Here is an 18,915-nt window from a genome sequence, read left to right on the forward strand (position 1 = left end):
GATGGATCGTGAGTTGGCGGATATCGAAGCCATCGTCCGCTTACTCTCCGCTAAATCGGTTCGGGTACATGACCTGTTCCGAGCCGCCCTGAGCGAGAAACTCCACCATCGCGGAGAGCTGGTAAAGCTCACGTCAACAATACACGTAACCAATGAGTGCCGTATCCGGCCGAGATGTGCGTACTGCGGCTTCGCCTCGGGAGCATCCCCGGAGGGCTACTTCAAGGGATTTACACGGAGCTACGAGGAGATCGCGGAGGCCGCGAAAGCCATCGAGAAATCGGGAATCACACGCATCAGCTGTTCGGGAGCCTATCGTGGAGACGGAGGTAAGCTGGCCGTGATCGCCGCTAGGGCGGTGAAGGAGAACACCGACCTGGAACTCCTCATCAACTTCGGTCACGACCTGTCCGAGGATACCATAGAGGAGCTCGCGAGGTTAGGTGTGGAGACCATCTGCTGTAATTTAGAGACCACTAACAGGGAGCTGTTCGAAAGGCTGAAACCTGGAGACAGCTTCGAGGAGCGCGTCCGTGTGTGCGAGACCGTATGTCGATACGGCATTGGCCTATCGAGCGGCCTTCTGGTGGGAATCGGTGAGAACTACAGGGATCGAGCCGAGCATCTGAGGTTCCTCGCGAAGTTCGAAACCCTCGCGGAAATACCCGTTATGGGGTTTAACCCGTATCCCGGTACGCCGATGGAACACGTACCCCGTTGTTCGCTGATGGAGCAGGCGAAGGTCATGGCCGTAGCCAGGCTGATGTACCCCGACTTGATGATCACCGCCCCAACACCGACCGTGGGACCGGAGGAAGTCGAGGTAGCACTAATGGCGGGTGCCGACAACCTGGCGACCGTGATACCGGACAACCATCCGCACGAGGTTAAGGGTGTCGGAAACCCGAGAACCGGTAACCTGGATAGGGTCGTGGAGCTCATTGAGGGGTTCGGGCTGGAGCCCGAGCTCAGGGGTGACCGAGCTTGCTCGACCTCCTGCACGAGGCCTGCGAATCGCTCGACGCAGCGCTCGAGCTGAAACGGCTGGCCTACGAGGGGAAGTTGAGCGTCGATGAGGTGATTACGGACCTAGGAGAACTAACGGATCGGGAACTTGAGACCCTTGGCGACAATCTTCGCACGTTTCCAATGGGATGTGATCTGATCGAGTTAGCCGTAGGACCCTGTGCCTCCGATTACTCACCGGATGTCCTTCTCTCGAACGCTATCCTGGCGGACCGGATGGGATTACCATTACACGTGTGCGCGTATGCAGTGGCGGACGTAGCCGAGAACTACGGGATGAGACCCATCGAGTTGTTCCGTCGCCTCGTGAGGAACGTTCGCGTGCCGGTGGACGTGGATCACATCGGAGTTCACGGTCCGATGCGGTTCCCGAGGGACATAACCGCGTGTGAAGGGACCTGTTACCTGGAAGGACCGCCGTTCAAAGAGTGTCCCAGAGGTAGAATACATCGACGGTTGATCGACAAGGAGAGACAGCAGGGAGAGGATCTAGAGGAATGGGCGGAACTGGCGGCATCGATCTGTGTGAACGTCACGGGAGAAGGAGGACAGGACGCTGAAGCCCACGCCGCTCCACTCGACGAGATGAAACGCGTCGCCGAAACGGCCCGACACGCGGGCGCGGGTGTCGGAGCTATCCTGCACGTCGCAGACGGCGAGGACGAGTTCGCCGACGGCCTCAAAGCGGCCGTCGAGGAGGTGAAAGCGGATTACCTTGCGGTCGAAGGAGGCCCGTTCAACCGAGCCGAAGATAGACTCTCGGCCTTCCGACTGGCCGTAGTAGCATGCAGGATATTCGCGCCGGGAAAGGTCGTCTTGACTAACGGGGCTTACGAGGACGAGCTCGTCGTGGGACTGAGAGCGGGCTTGAACGGTGTCCTCTCCGGATTCCCCAAAAATCACCATGGATACATGGTCGGGTACGAACCCGGAACGGCGCGACGTGGTAAATTCGGACTCCCAAAGGTTCTCGCGATCATGCGGAAGACGCTGGGCTCAAGGTACGGGGACACCAAGGTGCCTGCCGGGTGGGAGGAACTCGAAGGGGTCACGAGGGCAGCTCTCTTCTTGGGATCCGACTTACTGTACCCACGAGATGTGGCAGGCATCCCCATCGGGGACGTTCATTGGGTAGCTACCCTCCGATCCAACGCTGCCCGTGAGTTGTCCGGCGAGGTTAAGTCCGTCGAAGACGTCGTATCGAACGTGGACGCGGGCACGGTCGCTTTGCTGGGTGGGAGGTTCCCCGCCTGGGGTTTGGCCATAGCTCTCGACGAACTCGGCGTATCCGAGATATTGATCAGCGACCTCGATGCGTGGGTGGAGAGGGTCACTGTACGGCTGCTGAACGAGGAACTCGACGCTACGGTTCATGCGATGGCTGGGGACGACCGCAAAGCGATGAAGGAAGCCGATGTGGCGTTCGTGACCGCTGTTCTACCTAAGGTAGCGGAACGCCTAGCTAAGAGGACCGGGGCGAGAACCGTGTGCTAAGGGAGACGCTGCTCAAAGCCTGGCGGGAGTCATGGAAGGGCACCCGCAGGGGTGACAAGAAGCGGGAGGTCGAGAGACTCCGCGAGTACCTGACCTCGGCAGACCGGCTCGCAGTGGTAACAGGCAACGAGAACAAGCTCCGGGCTGTGAACAGGGTTCTCCGTAGGTTCGGGTTGTCTGAGGCCGAAATGGTACGTGTGCCGACGGAAATGGCGGACGCGACGCTGTGCCCCGCCATCTTCAAGGCGATCATGGGAGTTCAGGCGTCGAACGCCGACGTAGTGATCGCTAGAGGGAGGTTAGGGGTCCCGGGATCCGGAGCCATGACCGTGTTCATGGATGCGCGATGTAGGTTGCTGACGGCGGCCCTTTCTCCACCTCACGTCATCCACGAGATGTCGGTGGAAGAGGCTATGGAGCGCGAAGTGGAGGAAGCCTTGCGGCGTCTGGGTATGAAGGAGAACACGCCCCGTTAATTTGCGTTGATCTAGAATCGTTACACGCATAAACTCTCCAATCCTAGTGGTAGGAAAAAGTGAGTTCAGCAGAGCGAGTCCGATGTTTGAAGAATTGGTAAAGCCCCGGGCACGTTGACGTAGAGTCATCGAAGTATCAGCCACAGTGCTATTACACATCCGTTTTACTCATGCCACCACCTAATCTTTACCACGTCATCCGACCTCAACGATCGTGGATGGTCCTGTGCCCTTCGCGCTGACCACAGGAATATAATACGATGGTTTTAAATAGTTAGCGATGGACGTAGTGTATAGCGGTCATATAACGCGAGTTAGGGTGACTCGTAAAATCCGTACACGCGATGCAGCCACTGACTCTTGTAGGTAAGTCGCCCGAAAACCGTGGTGGGAGATAGATGCCGCGGGACGGGCTGTACTGTACCCGGCAGGAGGACCGGCCACCGCCCGGCTCGCCACGCGGACCATGTGCCGGGCGGGTTCACCCGCCGTCATCGTAGTCCGGCGGGCCTCCAATCTTTCAGCCATTTCAGGTTCACTTCTTAAGTGCTTTCGGGAAGAACTCGCGGCGAGCCTCACGTAAGGTGATACCCTTGACGCGTGCGTACGCTTTCCTCAGTGTTTCGGCTCTTATCTCCATATGTCCTTCCTCTTCGGATATGCGTACGGCTTCACGTACTACATCTTCTAGTATGTCAGGGTGGTCGTCTTCCAGCCTCTTGAGATATCGGAGTGCCAACGGACGAACCTCGAAATCGTCAGGGATGAGATCCAGAGGCTTTAACCTCATACCTCAGCGCCCTCCAGCGCTCGGGAACATGGACACGATCGTTCCGGTGGGATGTACTCGATACAGCGCTCAACGAGTTCCACTACCTTAGGTCTGAGCTCCTCGACCAGCTCGAACACTTCGTCGATCGTGCGGCGGCGATCGTCGATGCCTGCGGCGTAGTTGGTGCACAGGCACACGGAGGCATAGCAGATCTCGAGCTCCCTGGCGAGCACGACTTCCGGGAACCCGGTCATCCCGACGATATCACCGCCGAGCTTCCGAAAGGCACGTATCTCAGCAGGAGTTTCGAACCTGGGTCCTTCAGTGGCCACGTATATAGCGCCTTCCTTGACCGTGTACCCTAGGTCGTCCGCGGCCTTCAGTAGCGCTTCACGTAGCTCCGGACAATAGGGTTCGGTGACATCGACGTGGACGACCTTCTCGTCGTAGAACGTCGTCGGTCTGCGCTTAGTGAAGTCGAGGAAGTCCACCGGAAGGACGATGTCTCCCGGCTCGTACTCGTCGGAGTTGATCACGCCTACGGAATTCGTCGCTAATATCCGTTTCACGCCGAGCTCCCGCATCGCCCACACGATGGCTCGATAGTTGATACGGTGTGGGGGCAAATCGTGGCCCTTACCATGCCGGTTTATGAAGTATACCAGATGGTCTCCGACCCGAGTGATGTCCACGCGTACGGTGCCGTATGGCGTGAACACCGTCCGCCTGCGTTCTGGCAGACCGGGTCGGAAACCCGTACCGCCTATCACTCCTACCTCTGTCATGGGTCCTCACGCTCCAGTAACGGATCTATCGCCGCTTTGAGGATGGAGAACGTCTCTGCCTCGGACCATCTAGAGGTGTCGAGGACGAGATCGTACAAGGAGAGGTCCGTCGGGTCGACGCCGTAGATCTCTTTATACCGCTTCAACTCGCTCTTTTCCCGTTCCTGAATGCGCCGGCGAGCCTCTTCCACGTCGATCCTTTCGCGCTTCGCTACCCGTTCGGAGCGCACTTCTAACGGAGCTTTGAGCCATATCTTGAGGGTAGCCAGGTCAGGGCCTTTCACATGGTCCAATTCGCCGGCTGCCACGAAAGCCGCTAGGCGTCCCTCGAGTATTACGTCACCCTTCTCAGCGGCTTCCCGCTGCCTCCGATCGATTTCAAGGTCGATCTCCGGATTGTTCTCCGCTACCTTAGAGAATTCCTCTATGTCCATATCCCGCTCTTTAGCCATTTCCCGGAATATCTTACCGGCGTACACGTGCTTCAGGTCGTAGTGCTCGGCAAGCCGCCGGGCCATGGTGGTGGTGCCGGAACCCGGGAGGCCGCCGATAGTGATGACTACGCTGATCGAAAACACCCCTCACTCCTCGGGCTCCGGTGGTTCCTCTCCCGGTAGAACCGGCAGCCACGGCTGCTCCCGCTTGCGCTCCCAGAACTTGTACCTCACCTTGTCCTTGATGAGCTTCCTAGTGCACTCCGGGCACAAGATGCCGCCGTAGGGACGGTTCGGTCGCTTCTGCGTCTTCGGCGCGTTCTTGAGCTCGACGTTGCGACCGCGCATCACGCCGTTCAGCCGGCGACCACAGGCTCCGCACTTGGGCCAGTTCGGTATCTTCTTCTCGAAGTGAATCACGGTCCTACCTCCAGGGGTGCGCTTGTACACTCGTCGACGGGACCTGGACCGGTACCTCGGGGCCGGCATCGTCTCACCCCCCTCCGAAGCGTTTTACCACCATTTCCGCCAACGGCTTGAGCACGAACGACACTGTGACGGCGCAGATGATGTACCAGCCCACAGGGCCTAGTGTATCCCCAACACCGGGCACGTAGAACGGTAACTTCACCGTCCAATGAGCCAGCCGGTACTCTAAGGTGTATATAATAATGATTATAGGTGGGAACGTGATGAGCATAGCTTTGATCTGCTTACTCATCAGCCGAGATTGGACATTCAAGAGCTCTTTGGAGTGGTCTCGCATCTTCTCCTCTATCTCCTTCATCTTCTCCACGTCACCTAACACCTTAGCCTTCCGGAGCTCTTCCTGGTACTTCTTGGTCTCGTCAGCCATTTTCCGGACTCGCTCCAGCTCTTCACGCCCGATTACGAGTTCGTAAACGATGTCGATGAAAAACGTCACAAGAGCCGCAGCCACCAACATCCCAAGGGCGGGACCGAAGTAGTGGACGAACGGGTCGACGAGTGGGTAAAAGTGCCGTGCAAGTCCTTCAGTGAGTCCGTGCACGTCTCCCTCCCCGTCAGAGGGATCGGACCGTCTCGACGAACTCACGTACGGCCTCTTCGAGACGGTCGTCGTGGTTCTCGATGATTTTCACGGTAGCCCCGGTCAGTGTGGCGTAAGCCATCGCCGCCATTCGGTTCATCTCTTGGTGCTCCTTTATCTCGTATGCCCGGTCGTAGTCACGCTGACGCTCCTCTGAGTCTTTCACCCTCCGCATCATGATCTCATCGGGGTCGGCTTCGATCAGAACGATAACGGCGGGCTGCAGCTCCTCGAGGACCCAAATCGGAAGACCCGGTAGGTAACCGGCTGGTGTTTTAATGGTACAGTGCGTGTCGACTATAATTCCCTCCCTCTCCTCGGCCATCTTGGCGATCCTACGTGCGGCGAGGCGCTGGATTTCACGCTGCTTTTCGGCCGGGAGCTTCCTGATCTCATCGCGATGCTCGACTAGACCCTCTTCTTTGGCGATCTCGAGCATGACGTCTCCGTAGTTAACGTGTTCGTAACCCTCGAGCTCCTTTACGGCCTCGGTGGTGACGGTCGTGGCTCCGACTCCGGGCACTCCCGTCGCTACAATCACGTAACCCATCCAAATCCACCCCTCTACGCTATCTCAAGGTCTTCTCGAGGAATTTCCGCACGACGGGGTGTGTCTCCATGAGGCGTTCTTGCTTGATCTCCTCGTACATATTGTAGAGGATTGATACCGTCAGGAGTACGCCGGTACCTCCACCCAGCGCGCCCATCAGGTCGGCACCCGCCGCGAGGAACCCTACGAAGGCCCCACCCATCACGGTCACTGGGTAAATGTACTTCTGGAGTCGCTTCTCCAATACCCTGATGTCTCGACGGAAGCCCGGGATGTGCAGACCGGCACGGTGCAAGTGTCTGGCGATCTCACGTGGCCCCATACCGGTCAACTCGACCCACAGGACCGCAAAGAACACGGACGCTATCACCATGGCCATCATGTAGCCCAGCGCTTGGAAGGGATCTGATAGTGTCTTCACGATGCTGTTAGGGGGTGACAGGTAGTACACTAGTCCGGATATCGGTTGACCGCGTGGGTCGAGCTTCCCAAGTATCGGTACACCCATCCGTTGGAAGGCTAGTGCCCACAGTCGAACGTTCATGAACAGCGCCGAAGCTAGGATCACGGGGATATTGGACGTGTAAAGTAGACGGACTGGGAAGCGGCCTCGAGCACCTCGAATTCCGGCGAACGCGATCGGGATCTCGACCCTTATACTTTCGACGTAGAGTACTATGAGGAACGTGATGACGGCTCCGGTGACCGGAGCTAGTAACGTCCAATCCGGCGTCCCTTGCATCACCGAGTACAGGAACGCCCAGACGGCACCCGCGGGGCGTCCGGGCTGTTGCGGACTCGGAAGCGGATTGAACGCTCCGATTATAATCTGTGACGAAACCCCAGCGACGATGAATAGTCCGACACCGGATCCTATACCCCACTTGCTAACGACCTCGTCCAAGAAGATGACCAAAATACCACCGAGCGCCAGCTGTAAAATGAGTAGGATTTCGAGCAGGATACTCGGCTCGGCCGGCGGTGCGGCACCGCTGAACACCATCATTGCACCTTCGAAAAAGCACAGGGCGATCGCGAGCAGTTTCTGAAGGCCTTGGAAGAGTCTTCGGTCTTCAGGATTCGTAAGGTCCAACTTGATTAGGTCGCCTCCGATGAGAAGCTGCAGGAGTATCGAAGCGGTAACGATAGGACCGATACCCAGAGTGAGGATCGAGCCGAAGTTTCCGGCTAGGACAGCACGTAAATTCGCTAAGTAGTCTACAGCCTGCGGTGAGAGACCGTAAAGTGGAATTTCACACAATATGAAGTAAAGGATGAGTGGCATTCCTGTGTACTTGAACAGCTTCTCGTTGAAGGATACGTGCCTATCCGGAACCTTGACCTCAGGGAGCCTCTCCAGGATCGGTCTTAGCCTCTCCAGCCAGTCATCCGCCAACATCGTCTCCTCCCAGAAGCGTTTGGTGGCGACTGGGACGCCGAGCCTTGAAAAAACCGGCGGGCACTACACTTCCCTGGCTTCCCCACCTGCTTCCTCTAGCTTCTTGACGGCCCTCTCTGTGAACTCGGGAGCGACCACTACTATCGGCCGCTTAACATGACCTCCTCCTAGCACCTTGTCGAAGGGACCGCCGTAGGGCTTCAGTCGCTCGTCAGTAACGTCGATTATTATCTTATCGTTATCCTTCTCCGCGATCCCCTCTTCTAGGAGCTTGTCCGCCAGGGCGTCTAACTCGCCGACGTTGATGGTGTTGGATTCCTTAACCACTTTGGGTGGGCGGTTGAACCCCCGCTTACCGAAGTGATCCGGCATGTACTTAATGACGTGGAACCACTTGTGCTTGTGCGATCCCGCCATACCGCGCCCACCGCGGTTACCTGCGCCGCGCCGGTTCTTGTGACTGCCTCCGCCATGAGTCCGTGATCCGCGGTACTTCTTCGGGGACTTCTTCTTCCGCCGCACGACCACGTGGGTTACCCCCTTCAGATCATCCGCTCCAGGAGGTCGTTGATGGCCTTCCCGCGGTAACCGAGAGCACCGCCGAGTGTGTACGGCTTCTTAATACCTCCTCTTTCGTACCCTCCGCGAGGTGGATGCAAGCGGAAAAACGGCTTCAGCTTCGGGATGTCATCGAGTTCCGCCTCGAACTCGCAGTACGCCCGTGAGAACTCCTCTATACTGTCGTACTCGGTGTGTTCAGACACGTATTCGTCGGTTACCGGACGACCACCTTCTAGCTCTCCCCGCTTCTTTAGCAGGGCCGCCACGGTGTCTGGTTCCACTTCGCCCCACGTCACGTAATCCTTGATCTTCTGCAGCATACCAAGGTAACTCGGGCGATCGTCGATCAGTACGCACCAGTTGCGCCGCAGCAGCTTCAGCATCCGCGCGGTATCCTCGATATCTCGACGTACACCGACGGGACCGCGCACCCGGACGACCGCAAGCCGGGTGGTGGCTCGCTCGTACTCACGGGCCTTCGGGCTGACCTTGAATCCGACATCCCCTTTCGCGCGGCGGGCCGCCGCCTCGCTCGCCGTCTCGTGTTTCAGCTCAATCTTCCCGGTAGCCATCTTTTACGCCCCCTCAGCGCTGCCGCTCACGATTCCGAGCCGCTCGGCCTCCTCCTCGCGCATCCTCACGTAGATTAGGTTCCGCAGCGCATCGAACGTCGCCTTGGCGAAGTTGATCGTGGTCCTAGTCTCGCCCTTGCCCTTACCGCCCGTAGTCTTCGTCCAGACGTCCTCGATGCCGGCCATCTCCAAGACCTTCTGCGCGGTCTCACCCGCGACGAGCCCGGTACCTCTTGGGGCAGGCTTGAGCGTGATACGGACGCTGCCGCACTTACCGGTGATCTCGAATGGGACGGAATGTTGTCGACCGCATCCGCACTCCCAGCTACCACAGCCACGACGGACTTTAATGATGTTTAGCTTAGCCCGGTCGATCGCGGCGCGGATCGCGGGACCTACCTCTCGAGCTTTACCCTGTCCGACACCTACGAATCCGTCCCTGTTTCCTACCACCACCGTGACTCTGAACCTCACTCGGCGGCCGGACTTGTGCATCTTCTGGACCATATTGACGTCGAGTACCTCCTCTTCTAGGTCGGGCAGCAGCCAGTCCACGATCTCTGGCTCTAGGATCTTCCAACCCTGAGCGAACACCTCGTCGATTGTCTTGATCTCTCCTTCCTTGACCATGTGGCCTAGTTTGGTTTTGGGTTCCCACTCCTCCAAGTGCGGTGGGATAGACATGCTCGCATCGCCCCCGCTACGCGCCGCCGAACTCCTCCTCGATTTTGGACTTTACTTCCTCGAAGTGTTCCGGGAGTTCTTCCGGCTTCAGACCGCGTTCGAGGTACTTGGAGAACCTGCGCTCATATTCCTCCGGGTCCTCTTCCTTGATCTGTCGGGCCATGTTGGCGATGTGCTCACCACGGATCCTGTCCTCCGGTGGGAGCACTTCCTCCCCATGCGGTATGTCCATGCCGGCGTCCAGGGCCCCCTTCAACATGGCGAACACTCTGGAGCCCCGCACGGGTCGGTGGAGTCCTATGTCGATCACCGCTCGCTCGATGCCACGTTCAAGCGCTCGGAGACCGCACAAGTAACCCGTCAGATATGCCGCCGGTGTGTTCCCGCAGTGTCCCTTCCAGCCGAATTTGTTGCGTAGCTCGATGGAGTGGGCCGAAGCCAGTGTGACGTCACCCTGCGGGGCGAAGTCGACGATCTGGGCGATGTTGTGGTTGAGCGTCTTTCTGGCCACTAGGCGCGGAGCGTCGGCCTTGATTAGCTCACGTCGCTTGTAGTAGTTGGTCTTACCCTCGCGACGCCTTCTGAACGGAACCCGATACCTGGGACCAGTGGCCAACACAATCACCCCTTACTTTTTCCACAGGTCGTTCTCCTCGATGTACGCCAACAGGTGAGAGGTGTCGCGGAAGTATCCTCCCTTCGCCATCATGTACAGCTTCCGATACGTGCTGCGGTCGATCTTGCCGGAGTCTCGGAGCTCCCGCAGCTTGCGCCTAATCGGCCTTATTCGTTGGATCCACGCGCGCTTCTTCGGCATCCGTGCGCCCTTCGCTCCCTTCCGACGACCCGGACCACGCTGACGCCCCTTCTTCCGCTGTTCGTGCCGCTTTCGGGCTCTCACCCGGGATTGTCCCTTGATCGGCCTCTTTCGGATAACCCCTTCCTTGATGAGTCGACGGATGTCCTCCCGAGTCTGGGCTCGGGCGACTTCTTCCAGCCTCTCCGGGTCTATCCATACCTTGTGAACACCGCATTTGAGTATCTCAGCCGCCATCCGACGCTGAGGCCGTAGGTTCATGGTCCTTCTCACCCTCCTACTTCGTGCCTGGACCGTCACTCGACGCCGCCGTCGGTTCGAGCCCTAATTAGAATATCCCCCGGAGGGCACCATCGGGCGGAATATCCTGGTGCGGAGTTCCTCGGCCTCCTCCTCGTCCAACTCCCGCACCTCGAGCTTGTCGTCCTGCTCGGGGAGGATAGCCGAGTGACCGTAAGGATCCTTCAGCACGATCGTGATCTCGTCCTCTCCTGAAACCGCCGCATCCATCCTGCGTAGGATTTCTTCCGCCCGCTTCTTGGACTCCTCGTTATCCGCCCACCTGGCGGCGGTTTCCACGCGTTCTCGGATTCTCCTCAGCAATCCCTCGATGTTGGACACGAAACCCTGAGCGGCGGGACCTGGCTTGACCTCGACCCCGAGCTCTGGTATTTCAACGAAACCTGAAGGTGAGCGGACCACTCGAACGCGAAGATCCTCGGGTGAATTAACCCGGTACCGATACTCCGCAGGTTTCCGATCCTCCAGACACATGACATCGGAGCGCCGATACCCGCACGTCTTACAATGAATGAACTGCTCGAGGACTCGCCCGAAGTGTGGTATCTCATCTATTCTTCCGTGCACCATCAGTGCCTTTTTTCCACACGCCGGACACTCTAAGTGGGAAAACTCCATCTTATACTTCATTTCGTGGGTTTCGCGGTTACCCTTCCCTATCTTCTTTCCCAACCTCGCGCACGTCCCCCGACCGTAGCTCTTCTACCTTAAATCCTTCCCTTCGAAGCTTCTCGATAGCACGATGTAGTGACTCCTCGTCTGGAGCGGAGATTTTATGATAATGTACGTTATTCGATGCGGAGTAAAGATGTTTGAAGTATTGCTGTGATTCCTCGTTGTTCAAAATTTCTTCCCATTCGTCAACTGGGTCCCTTCTGAAGGATACTTTGATCACATCACGCTTACCTGGGATGGGGAAACCAATGTCTATTAACCTGCAGTTGTTCTCTCGTATGATTTCGGCCTCCCGAATAGAATCTTCCAGATTATGGACGGATTTGATTACTACACTGACACTTCGGACCACGGACAGCACCTCGCTGACCGTACGGTCGATATCATCGTTCTTAATAGTGGGTATGCCGTGCTCGTCCGCCGCTTCGAGAAGGAAGTCGTGAATAATTCGGATCTGACGGAAGTACTCGAGATGTCGGCCTCCACGACCCTTTTCCATGGCACGCTTCACGAACCGCTCACGGTGCTCCTCCTCGTCCGCATAGAGTATAACCATGTGGACGTCGGTGTACTGGTAGTCTTCCGGATGTACGAGGCCCGGTACGAGGTGGACGCCTTCGATCACAAGGTCACTAGCGTCCTCGACCGCTCTCTTGATCACCATGTCGATAGCAGGCTTCACCATTGAGGCGTGCTCCACGAAACCGGCGATGACTCGGTCTCGGAACTTCCTTGGAACCATGTGGTCAGGAATTCTTAGCGCACGATAGGCGTTGTAGGAAGACATATGAAGCACAGGGGCGTACTTTTTGTCGATCGCTCCACGGAGAACCTCTCGGAGGTGATCCGTCTCGATAAGGTGCGTGATGTTGAGTCTCCTCGCGACCTCACGGGCTATCGTGGACGTCCCAACGCCTGAAGCGCCACCGATCAGCACGATCGTGGATCTAGCCATTCATCAGCCCCGCCTCTCGATGTCAACACTATCGGAAGTTACCAGCAGTACGGTGTCCTTAATCACCCCGACGAATCCACCAAGACTCACCGCGGTGCGCTTGAGTTCTTGGATAATATCCTCATGACCATCGCGATCGAGGAGGGGTTTGACATCCAGTATCAGCACGTTCCCTTGGTAAAGCTCGTTCATCAACTCCTCCAGATCCGACGGCTCCTGAACCCGAGATACCACTATCGTAACTTTGGGGTGCTGAGACCTCTCTTCCTCTTCTTCCTCAAGGAAGTCCTCAAGCATGGGGCCTTTCGAGTTCTCCCCCTCACCAAAGATCCTTCTCAAAAACCCTAACATCGTGCCCCGCCCCGACCGGTCCCCTCGATAGTGCGGATCACGTCCCGTGCCAGTTTCTCGGGTTCCTCGACGGGATTCCTCACTGGAACCTGCTCTCCTGTAACCCGCCATATTCTAGCACGTAGTTTACGAGCGTACGTCTCGAAGGGCTCCTCCAAGTTCCTCGGGTTCACGCACACCGCCGCGAGGTCCGCGTCGGGGACTATCGCCCGAAGGGCCTTGACTTCAGCCAGAACCCCACGAGGGTACCGGAACGGGTGGTTCGGGCGGTGGCACACTACCACCGCGTCCGGAGCACATCCGAGTAATATCCCTAGGTAGAGGGGCCGTGGGTGTGGGTTACGACGTTCGGTGAGTGAAGACTGTCCCTCTACAATGATCAAGTCGGCGTCTTTCTCCTCGGCGACGTAGTCGACGGCGTGAGCTACAGCGGAAGCTACGTCCATGACGGAGAGAGAACCCGCTCGAAACCCCACGTCCGCTTCGAGCGTCGCGAACTCTCCCGTGGCTACCGTAGCTGGAGTATAGCCTAACGCCTCGAGTCCTTCCGCTAACTTAAGGGTCGTCGTACGTTTTCCACACTCTTGGGAGGTTCCACCAACGAACACGCGAGGTATCTCCGTTTCAGGCCCGTCCTTCTTGGGCACTACCTCAGTACAGCGTTCTGGAGCATCCCCGGCCACCTCACGCACGACGTCCAACCTGGGGCTCAGCTCGAGGATCTTGACGCCTCTCGACTCAGCCAGCTTCACTAGCGCAGGGTAGTCCTCGAGCGGAAGTGACCTGAAGGACGTGACTACGTTGAGGCCGCGGCGGATGGATTCCACGGCCAGCTCGAGGGCCCTGTGTTCCGCACCCTTTGGAAGCATGATCGCTACGGAGGATGCTCCTTCGACGGCCTCATCGAAGTCGTTCGTGACTTTCACTCCGGCGATCTCCGTTCCCACCTTACTCGGGTCGTCGTCCATAATCCCAACGACTTCTACCGTTGGGAGGGTCGCGAACTTTTCCCCGCCGCCCCCGGCACCCACCACGGCGAACGGGTTGAGCTCGGCGAGCTCATCGATCGAACGCAGCACCGTCAACTGTAGCGGCCCCCCAGCTTCACCGCGATCCGCGCCGGCCAGTGCTGATAGTATTACCGGTACCCCAGAGCGACCCGTAGCGTTCGTCGCTTTTCACGAACCAGACGCTCGATCTCCCTGAGCAGCCTTCCGATGCCCTCACCGGTCAAGGCGGACACGGGAACGGGTCTGTGACCAGTACGCTCTCTGATGCGTTCTAACCGTTCTTCAAGTTCCCTGCGGTCGAGAAGATCGATCTTGTTCGCGACGAGCAGCGTCTCGAGATCGGCGGCGTACTTGATCACGTGGAGTGCACGGAGCGTCTCGGGACCTACACGCCTCGTGACGTCGACCACGAACAACGCTAAATCGTATCTGCCGAGCTTCTCAACGACGTCTTCAGCACGGACACCTCGTTTACTCCGTTTACCCCGCTCGTCGGCGAGTCCGACGGTATCGAATACATACAGCGGGAACTCGCGGGACGTCCACCGGTAACCGGAGACGGTCTTCGTGGTACCTGGGACTTCGGAGACTTCAGTGACCTCTCGCCCCATCAACGCGTTGACCAGAGTGGACTTGCCGGCGTTTTCAGGCCCCAACACGGCGATGCGAAAGGCCCGCGAGTCCAGCTCCGGAACCTCTTTCACAGAGGCCTCCTTCATTCCTTCACTCCCCGCACAACCCGGGCTAAACCTACCAAGAACCCCAAGACCACTCCCAAAACCGGAAGCAACACCTTGAGCAGTCTATGTTGCACGTATTGGGACAGGATCCAGCCTGCAACTACCCCAAACACCACGGAGCTCGAAAGCTCCACAGCAGCGATATATTCCCTCCGCAAGGGGCTCACCCGGGGATAGTGATTTGGACGTGGAAGCGATTTACCGGCTGAAGCGCATACTCAGGACGGGGTGGTTAGTCCGGGGCATTCCCAGAAGCTCCGTGGAAAGCGTCGCGGAACATTCTTTCGGTGCGGCGATGTTGGCTTGGGAGATCTGCCATCGACTGGCCGAGCGAGGTATCGACGTCGACCCTTACAAGACCGTCGTCATGGCGCTGATACACGATCTCCCGGAAGCCCTCACCTTGGACCTAGACGCCGAGGCATCACGGGTGTTCGGTGATGCCAAGCGCGAAGCGGAAGAGAAAGCCGCCAAACGCGTGTTCGACGGGAAACTACTCGATATTTGGAGGGAGTTCGAACGACGTGAATCCCAGGAAGCGAAGGCTGCCAAGCTCGCGGACACTCTCGACATGGCCTTGCAGGCCTTGGAGTACTCTCGGGTCGGGTTCGAAGCGTGTCGGGAGTTCTTAGACTCAGCGGAGCGCGATGCTAGGGAGCTAGGTCTAGAGTACCTACTAGTTTTCAAAGAGATACTACGTGAGTGGGGGGCGGAACGGCGATGAAGGTAGTGGAAAAGGATCTGGATAAAGGATACATAGAAGTACTTCCTGAAACGTTAGACGATCTATGGCACTTATACCACGTCGTTAGGAGAGGTGATCTAGTATTTGCACTGGAAAGACGACGGGTTAAAGATGAGAGGGCCGAAACTATCAGAAGAGATAAGGGGGAACGCAAACCGGTTTACCTAGGAGTCCGAGTAGAAGATGTAGAATTTGACAAATACGCGAACAGGTTACGAATCAAAGGTGTGATAGAGCACGGCCCAGAGTCTGGATCACACCATACCATCAACGTTACGACCGGGAAGCGGATAAAAATCGTGAAGGACGGGTGGGAACGGAAGGACATAGAGCGCATCGAAGAGGCCGAGATATTGCGACCGCCAGTGATGCTCGTGGCAGTAGACACCGGTGAGGGAACCATTGGAATAGTCAGGGATTACGGGTTAGACATCGTGTCCAGGGTGCGGCACAACGTACCGGGGAAGCGCGGCGGTAACCGAAAGGCGGAAATGCGGAAGTTCTTCCATCAACTCGCCGACGAGATCGAGCGTATTGCCGAAGAGGAAGGGGTGGAACACATCGTCGTGGGTGGCCCGGGGTTCGTGAAGTCAGATTTCGCCGAGTTCTTACGGGAAGAGCGTGACATTCCCACCCACGTGGAGGATACTGGCTCGGCGGGTGAGGCCGGGCTCATCGAAATGATCCGACGTGGAGCAGTGGAGAAGGCAGTCGAAGAGTCTAGGGTCGCGGAGGAGGTCAAGTATCTCGAGGAAGTGTTCAAGAGGATCGGCAAGGGTAATGACACGGTGGCGTACGGCGTTCGAGAGTGTCTCAAAGCCGCGGAGTTCGGGGCTATCGAAGTATTGCTAGTAGCGGACGAGAAGTTCCGGGAAGCGATGGTGGAAGGTGAAGAAGACGTCCTGAACGCCGTCAAGTACGCGGAGCGTACGGGGGCAAAGGTACTCATTGTAAGCACAGAACACGAGTGGGGAGAAAGGCTATGGGGATTGGGGGGAATCGCCGCACTGCTCCGGTTCTCTATCCCCACGGGGTAGCACGGTAATCGTGCACCGGCGAGAACACACGTCCCCTGCGTCGTGGAGTATCTCGACGTCGTGACCGGCAAGCCGGCACAGTTCATCTATGAGGTTTACCACCGGGCACGCGGGATACCTACTTATGGAGTCCTGGATGATTCGTTTCGCCCCATCTGACAGGGACTCGTACTTTTTGAGCATTGAAAAGGGTGAGATCGGGCACCCTTCTACCGTCACGATGATTTTGTCACCTTCGACTTCGATTTTTGCCGCTTCGCCCAACATCCTATCACAAACATCCTTCACTATGACGTCGACAGAGACTCGTTCGAATCCAGCGTAGTCCGGCATCAACTCGTATTCTAAATATGACTCGGCAACCCGTCGGTACACGGTCTTCCGGAACGCTGTAGCTCGCTCTCCGAACATCTCAGCGGGTACCGTGATGATCGCAAAGTTGAAGTGTCGGAGCAGTGAGCGCAACTTCAATCCTCCACCTCCCGCACCTCGCCATGCTCCTTCACGAAGACTTTCTCGGGATCCACTCGAATCCCCTCATCGGTGATATCGAACGGGTGACGCCGCATGCTGTGCGCGGTTCCCCTCATCTTCCACACTATCAATGACCTCCATAGTCTTCCTTTTACTTCGTCGAGATCGAGCCGAATGATACCATCCACTGCGTGTTCCACACCCGGACCTCCAAAGCCACGTTCGTGGGCGGCGATCTGGTTAACCAGGATGCTGGTACATCCTAGCCCCGCGAGCATCCGTTTGAGCTTGAACATGATCCGACGCGCCACACTGGGCTTATCGATGTACAACGGAGTCACGGAGTCTATGGCCACCCGCTTGGCTTCGACGTCGTTGACGGCCTGCCTGATCACTCCAATCAGCTCACTTGCATCCGTCGGATCCTTCACGACGTACTTCTCGTACTCGCTCGCCCTACCTATACCACCCGTAAACGCGTCCACAACGGCCAGGAGACCCTCATCCTCGTACTCCCGGAAGTTCCAGCCGAACCCTTCAACGTTCTTCCTCACCTGAACCGGGTGCTCCTCAAGCGTCACGAAAACGCCGGGCTCACCTTCCTCCAGCCCCTCCCAGATGAACTGTTGTGAGAATATCGTCTTACCCGTTCCCGGACCTCCGGTCAGTAGCACGGCGTTGCGCTCCGGGATTCCCCCGTTGAGAACCTCGTCCATTCCAGGAATACCAGTTGAGACTCTCTCTACGGTCATGGGACCACCCCCACTAGACCAACTCGAGCTCAATTCGATTATAATTCATTGCTCGGGGGATAGCCCTTTGGGAGGACTTTGCCCGAAATGCAGGGGCCGCAGGTGGTGTGGGCGCGACCGTTGCCCCTTCTTGAACGCACTGAACGAGGTCCGAGCTAAACTCTCGAGTCGGAACGTCGACGGTTACACCGTAACTGCCTACGTCTCGTGGCGTGGGTACCCGCGGGTTATCGCGGCGCCGGGGGTCGGAGAGCGCCGCACGCCGGATGAAGGAGGTACCCTGGCCGATCTCCCGTACGAAGAGGCACTGAAAACTAGAGCACTCACCTTCCGTAAGTACCGTGGGAAGCGCGATGTCCGAAACCCGCCGGACCTGTCGGATCCCGAGATCGAGTCGTCGGTTTCTGTGAGACCCGTGGAGAGCACGCTGCAAGTCCGACGTAGGTTCAGCGGCGCGTCCAGAACTACCCCGTTCATCGGGCCCTTAGTCGAGGGAGAGCTCGAACTCGACGGGACACCGAAAGTTCCACGCGACCTGGAACGCTATCATGAGGACGACGTCAAAGCCGAGGAGGCCGTCGTTGGTCTCTACCGACGCGGCTACGACGAGTCGTACATCGCACGGGCGTTGTCGTTAGGACTGTTAGGAAGGGACCGCCGAATGGTGCCGACCCGATGGAGCGTCGCGTCGGTGGATTCGATGATCTCAGAACACCTGACACGGGAGGTCAGAGACTTACCTGTATCTTCGAAATACCGCGTCTTGTCGGGCGAAATTTTCGGTAACGAAATGTGGGTAATTTTACGCCCGGAACCGTTATCGTACGAACTCGTCGAATCTTACGAGCCGGGTGCGCCGTGGTCCGATCGCACACGAATCGCAGTACTTAGGGACTCGGAAGTGAAGGGTTGCAAGGAACCCCGCGAAACCGGAGGTGCGTACTTCGCGGCTAGATTAGCGGCCTTAGAGTGGTGTTCCGAGCTGAATAAACAGCACGGAATCACCGTGATCAGGATCGTTCGGAAGAAGTACTCAGCGCCGTTAGGTGCTTGGGTGATTAGGGAAGCCGTACGACGCGCCGAGGAGGTGTTTTCAACGGACGATCCGCATGAGGTATGGGAGTTCCTGCGGGAGAAGTTGGGCGATCCGGTAGGTAAAGCCGCTCTGAAGGTGATCAGACGTAGCCGCCAGAGAACTCTCGACACGTTTTTATGAGTAAGTAGGAGCCGAGCAATA

General features: G+C 57.6%; 25 protein-coding genes and 1 pseudogene. 6 read left to right on the plus strand and 20 right to left on the minus strand.

The window, feature by feature from the left end:
* Position 1: 1 nt before the first annotated feature.
* Genes hmdB through BW919_RS01135 form a run of 3 tightly spaced genes read left to right on the plus strand, consistent with a single transcriptional unit; the run spans position 2 to position 2,996 of the window.
* Entirely contained in the window at positions 2 to 1,039 is a 1,038-nt protein-coding gene (gene hmdB / locus BW919_RS01125) for a 5,10-methenyltetrahydromethanopterin hydrogenase cofactor biosynthesis protein HmdB (RefSeq protein WP_394334952.1), read from the plus strand.
* Positions 985 to 2,520, plus strand: coding sequence for a 5,10-methenyltetrahydromethanopterin hydrogenase cofactor biosynthesis protein HmdC (gene hmdC, locus BW919_RS01130; protein WP_088334981.1), 1,536 nt, complete (start codon positions 985 to 987; stop codon positions 2,518 to 2,520). The genes hmdB and hmdC overlap by 55 nt, the downstream gene beginning before the upstream one ends.
* Positions 2,514 to 2,996 carry a FeGP cofactor biosynthesis guanylyltransferase HcgB family protein gene (locus BW919_RS01135; RefSeq protein WP_088334983.1) on the plus strand — a complete coding sequence of 161 codons (483 nt, stop codon included), beginning with the start codon at positions 2,514 to 2,516 and terminating at the stop codon, positions 2,994 to 2,996. Before hmdC ends, BW919_RS01135 begins: the two co-directional genes overlap by 7 nt.
* A gap of 535 nt (positions 2,997 to 3,531) precedes the next feature.
* On the opposite strand, the gene BW919_RS01140 is transcribed toward BW919_RS01135, so the two are convergent.
* From BW919_RS01140 to BW919_RS01225, 18 genes and pseudogenes are all read right to left on the minus strand, one after another.
* Positions 3,532 to 3,786: a hypothetical protein gene (locus tag BW919_RS01140; RefSeq protein ID WP_088334985.1), complete on the minus strand. Its 255-nt coding sequence runs from the start codon at positions 3,784 to 3,786 to the stop codon at positions 3,532 to 3,534.
* Positions 3,783 to 4,553 carry an S-methyl-5'-thioadenosine phosphorylase gene (gene mtnP / locus BW919_RS01145; protein ID WP_088334987.1) on the minus strand — a complete coding sequence of 257 codons (771 nt, stop codon included), beginning with the start codon at positions 4,551 to 4,553 and terminating at the stop codon, positions 3,783 to 3,785. Before mtnP ends, BW919_RS01140 begins: the two co-directional genes overlap by 4 nt.
* Positions 4,550 to 5,131: a (d)CMP kinase gene (gene cmk / locus BW919_RS01150; RefSeq protein ID WP_088334989.1), complete on the minus strand. Its 582-nt coding sequence runs from the start codon at positions 5,129 to 5,131 to the stop codon at positions 4,550 to 4,552. The genes mtnP and cmk overlap by 4 nt, the downstream gene beginning before the upstream one ends.
* Positions 5,132 to 5,134: 3 nt before the next feature.
* Positions 5,135 to 5,476: a 50S ribosomal protein L34e gene (locus BW919_RS01155; RefSeq protein WP_088334991.1), complete on the minus strand. Its 342-nt coding sequence runs from the start codon at positions 5,474 to 5,476 to the stop codon at positions 5,135 to 5,137.
* Between the two features lie 4 nt (positions 5,477 to 5,480).
* On the minus strand, positions 5,481 to 6,017 hold the full coding sequence (locus BW919_RS01160; RefSeq protein ID WP_088334993.1) for an EMC3/TMCO1 family protein: 537 nt from the start codon (positions 6,015 to 6,017) through the stop codon (positions 5,481 to 5,483).
* A 13-nt stretch (positions 6,018 to 6,030) separates the two neighbouring features.
* On the minus strand, positions 6,031 to 6,606 hold the full coding sequence (locus tag BW919_RS01165) for an adenylate kinase (protein WP_088334995.1): 576 nt from the start codon (positions 6,604 to 6,606) through the stop codon (positions 6,031 to 6,033).
* Between the two features lie 19 nt (positions 6,607 to 6,625).
* Positions 6,626 to 8,005, minus strand: coding sequence for a preprotein translocase subunit SecY (gene secY, locus BW919_RS01170; RefSeq protein WP_088334997.1), 1,380 nt, complete (start codon positions 8,003 to 8,005; stop codon positions 6,626 to 6,628).
* Positions 8,006 to 8,068: 63 nt separating this feature from the next.
* Positions 8,069 to 8,527 carry a 50S ribosomal protein L15 gene (locus BW919_RS01175; RefSeq protein ID WP_088336453.1) on the minus strand — a complete coding sequence of 153 codons (459 nt, stop codon included), beginning with the start codon at positions 8,525 to 8,527 and terminating at the stop codon, positions 8,069 to 8,071.
* A 20-nt stretch (positions 8,528 to 8,547) separates the two neighbouring features.
* A pseudogene (locus tag BW919_RS01180) lies at positions 8,548 to 9,009 on the minus strand (50S ribosomal protein L30); the annotation flags it as partial.
* Between the two features lie 132 nt (positions 9,010 to 9,141).
* Entirely contained in the window at positions 9,142 to 9,822 is a 681-nt protein-coding gene (locus BW919_RS01185; RefSeq protein WP_198324629.1) for a 30S ribosomal protein S5, read from the minus strand.
* Between the two features lie 16 nt (positions 9,823 to 9,838).
* A complete protein-coding gene (locus tag BW919_RS01190) occupies positions 9,839 to 10,438 on the minus strand; it encodes a 50S ribosomal protein L18 (RefSeq protein ID WP_088334999.1) in 600 nt (199 codons plus the stop codon).
* Between the two features lie 12 nt (positions 10,439 to 10,450).
* Positions 10,451 to 10,900 carry a 50S ribosomal protein L19e gene (locus BW919_RS01195; protein ID WP_088335001.1) on the minus strand — a complete coding sequence of 150 codons (450 nt, stop codon included), beginning with the start codon at positions 10,898 to 10,900 and terminating at the stop codon, positions 10,451 to 10,453.
* Positions 10,901 to 10,963: 63 nt separating this feature from the next.
* Entirely contained in the window at positions 10,964 to 11,611 is a 648-nt protein-coding gene (locus BW919_RS01200; RefSeq protein WP_198324630.1) for a ZPR1 zinc finger domain-containing protein, read from the minus strand.
* Positions 11,586 to 12,569 carry an AAA family ATPase gene (locus BW919_RS01205; protein WP_088335003.1) on the minus strand — a complete coding sequence of 328 codons (984 nt, stop codon included), beginning with the start codon at positions 12,567 to 12,569 and terminating at the stop codon, positions 11,586 to 11,588. Before BW919_RS01205 ends, BW919_RS01200 begins: the two co-directional genes overlap by 26 nt.
* A 3-nt stretch (positions 12,570 to 12,572) precedes the next feature.
* A complete protein-coding gene (gene sepF / locus BW919_RS01210; RefSeq protein WP_157665837.1) occupies positions 12,573 to 12,908 on the minus strand; it encodes a cell division protein SepF in 336 nt (111 codons plus the stop codon).
* Between the two features lie 5 nt (positions 12,909 to 12,913).
* Positions 12,914 to 13,999 carry a DUF1611 domain-containing protein gene (locus tag BW919_RS01215; RefSeq protein WP_232452990.1) on the minus strand — a complete coding sequence of 362 codons (1,086 nt, stop codon included), beginning with the start codon at positions 13,997 to 13,999 and terminating at the stop codon, positions 12,914 to 12,916.
* 59 nt (positions 14,000 to 14,058) lie between these two features.
* Positions 14,059 to 14,649, minus strand: coding sequence for an Era-like GTP-binding protein (locus BW919_RS01220; RefSeq protein WP_088335009.1), 591 nt, complete (start codon positions 14,647 to 14,649; stop codon positions 14,059 to 14,061).
* Positions 14,646 to 14,828, minus strand: a complete 183-nt coding sequence (locus tag BW919_RS01225; protein ID WP_088335011.1) for a hypothetical protein — start codon at positions 14,826 to 14,828, stop codon at positions 14,646 to 14,648. The genes BW919_RS01220 and BW919_RS01225 overlap by 4 nt, the downstream gene beginning before the upstream one ends.
* 29 nt (positions 14,829 to 14,857) lie before the next feature.
* On the opposite strand from BW919_RS01225, the gene BW919_RS01230 reads away from it, so the two are divergent.
* Both BW919_RS01230 and BW919_RS01235 read left to right on the plus strand, forming a co-directional pair.
* Positions 14,858 to 15,394, plus strand: a complete 537-nt coding sequence (locus BW919_RS01230) for an HD family hydrolase (protein WP_232452991.1) — start codon at positions 14,858 to 14,860, stop codon at positions 15,392 to 15,394.
* Entirely contained in the window at positions 15,391 to 16,452 is a 1,062-nt protein-coding gene (locus BW919_RS01235) for an mRNA surveillance protein pelota (RefSeq protein WP_088335015.1), read from the plus strand. The genes BW919_RS01230 and BW919_RS01235 overlap by 4 nt, the downstream gene beginning before the upstream one ends.
* Here the strand turns inward: BW919_RS01235 and BW919_RS01240 are convergent.
* Positions 16,396 to 16,923 carry a hypothetical protein gene (locus BW919_RS01240; RefSeq protein WP_088335017.1) on the minus strand — a complete coding sequence of 176 codons (528 nt, stop codon included), beginning with the start codon at positions 16,921 to 16,923 and terminating at the stop codon, positions 16,396 to 16,398. The two genes, BW919_RS01235 and BW919_RS01240, sit on opposite strands and share 57 nt — an antisense overlap.
* Complete coding sequence (locus BW919_RS01245) at positions 16,920 to 17,678, minus strand: KaiC domain-containing protein (protein WP_088335019.1); 759 nt, start codon at positions 17,676 to 17,678, stop codon at positions 16,920 to 16,922. Before BW919_RS01245 ends, BW919_RS01240 begins: the two co-directional genes overlap by 4 nt.
* Positions 17,679 to 17,745: 67 nt before the next feature.
* Here BW919_RS01245 and BW919_RS01250 point away from each other — a divergent pair, with 67 nt between their 5' ends.
* Positions 17,746 to 18,894, plus strand: a complete 1,149-nt coding sequence (locus tag BW919_RS01250; protein ID WP_198324631.1) for an Nre family DNA repair protein — start codon at positions 17,746 to 17,748, stop codon at positions 18,892 to 18,894.
* Positions 18,895 to 18,915: the final 21 nt, after the last annotated feature.

Source organism: Methanopyrus sp. KOL6, assembly GCF_002201915.1.
Classification (GTDB): domain Archaea; phylum JAADCQ01; class Methanopyri; order Methanopyrales; family Methanopyraceae; genus Methanopyrus.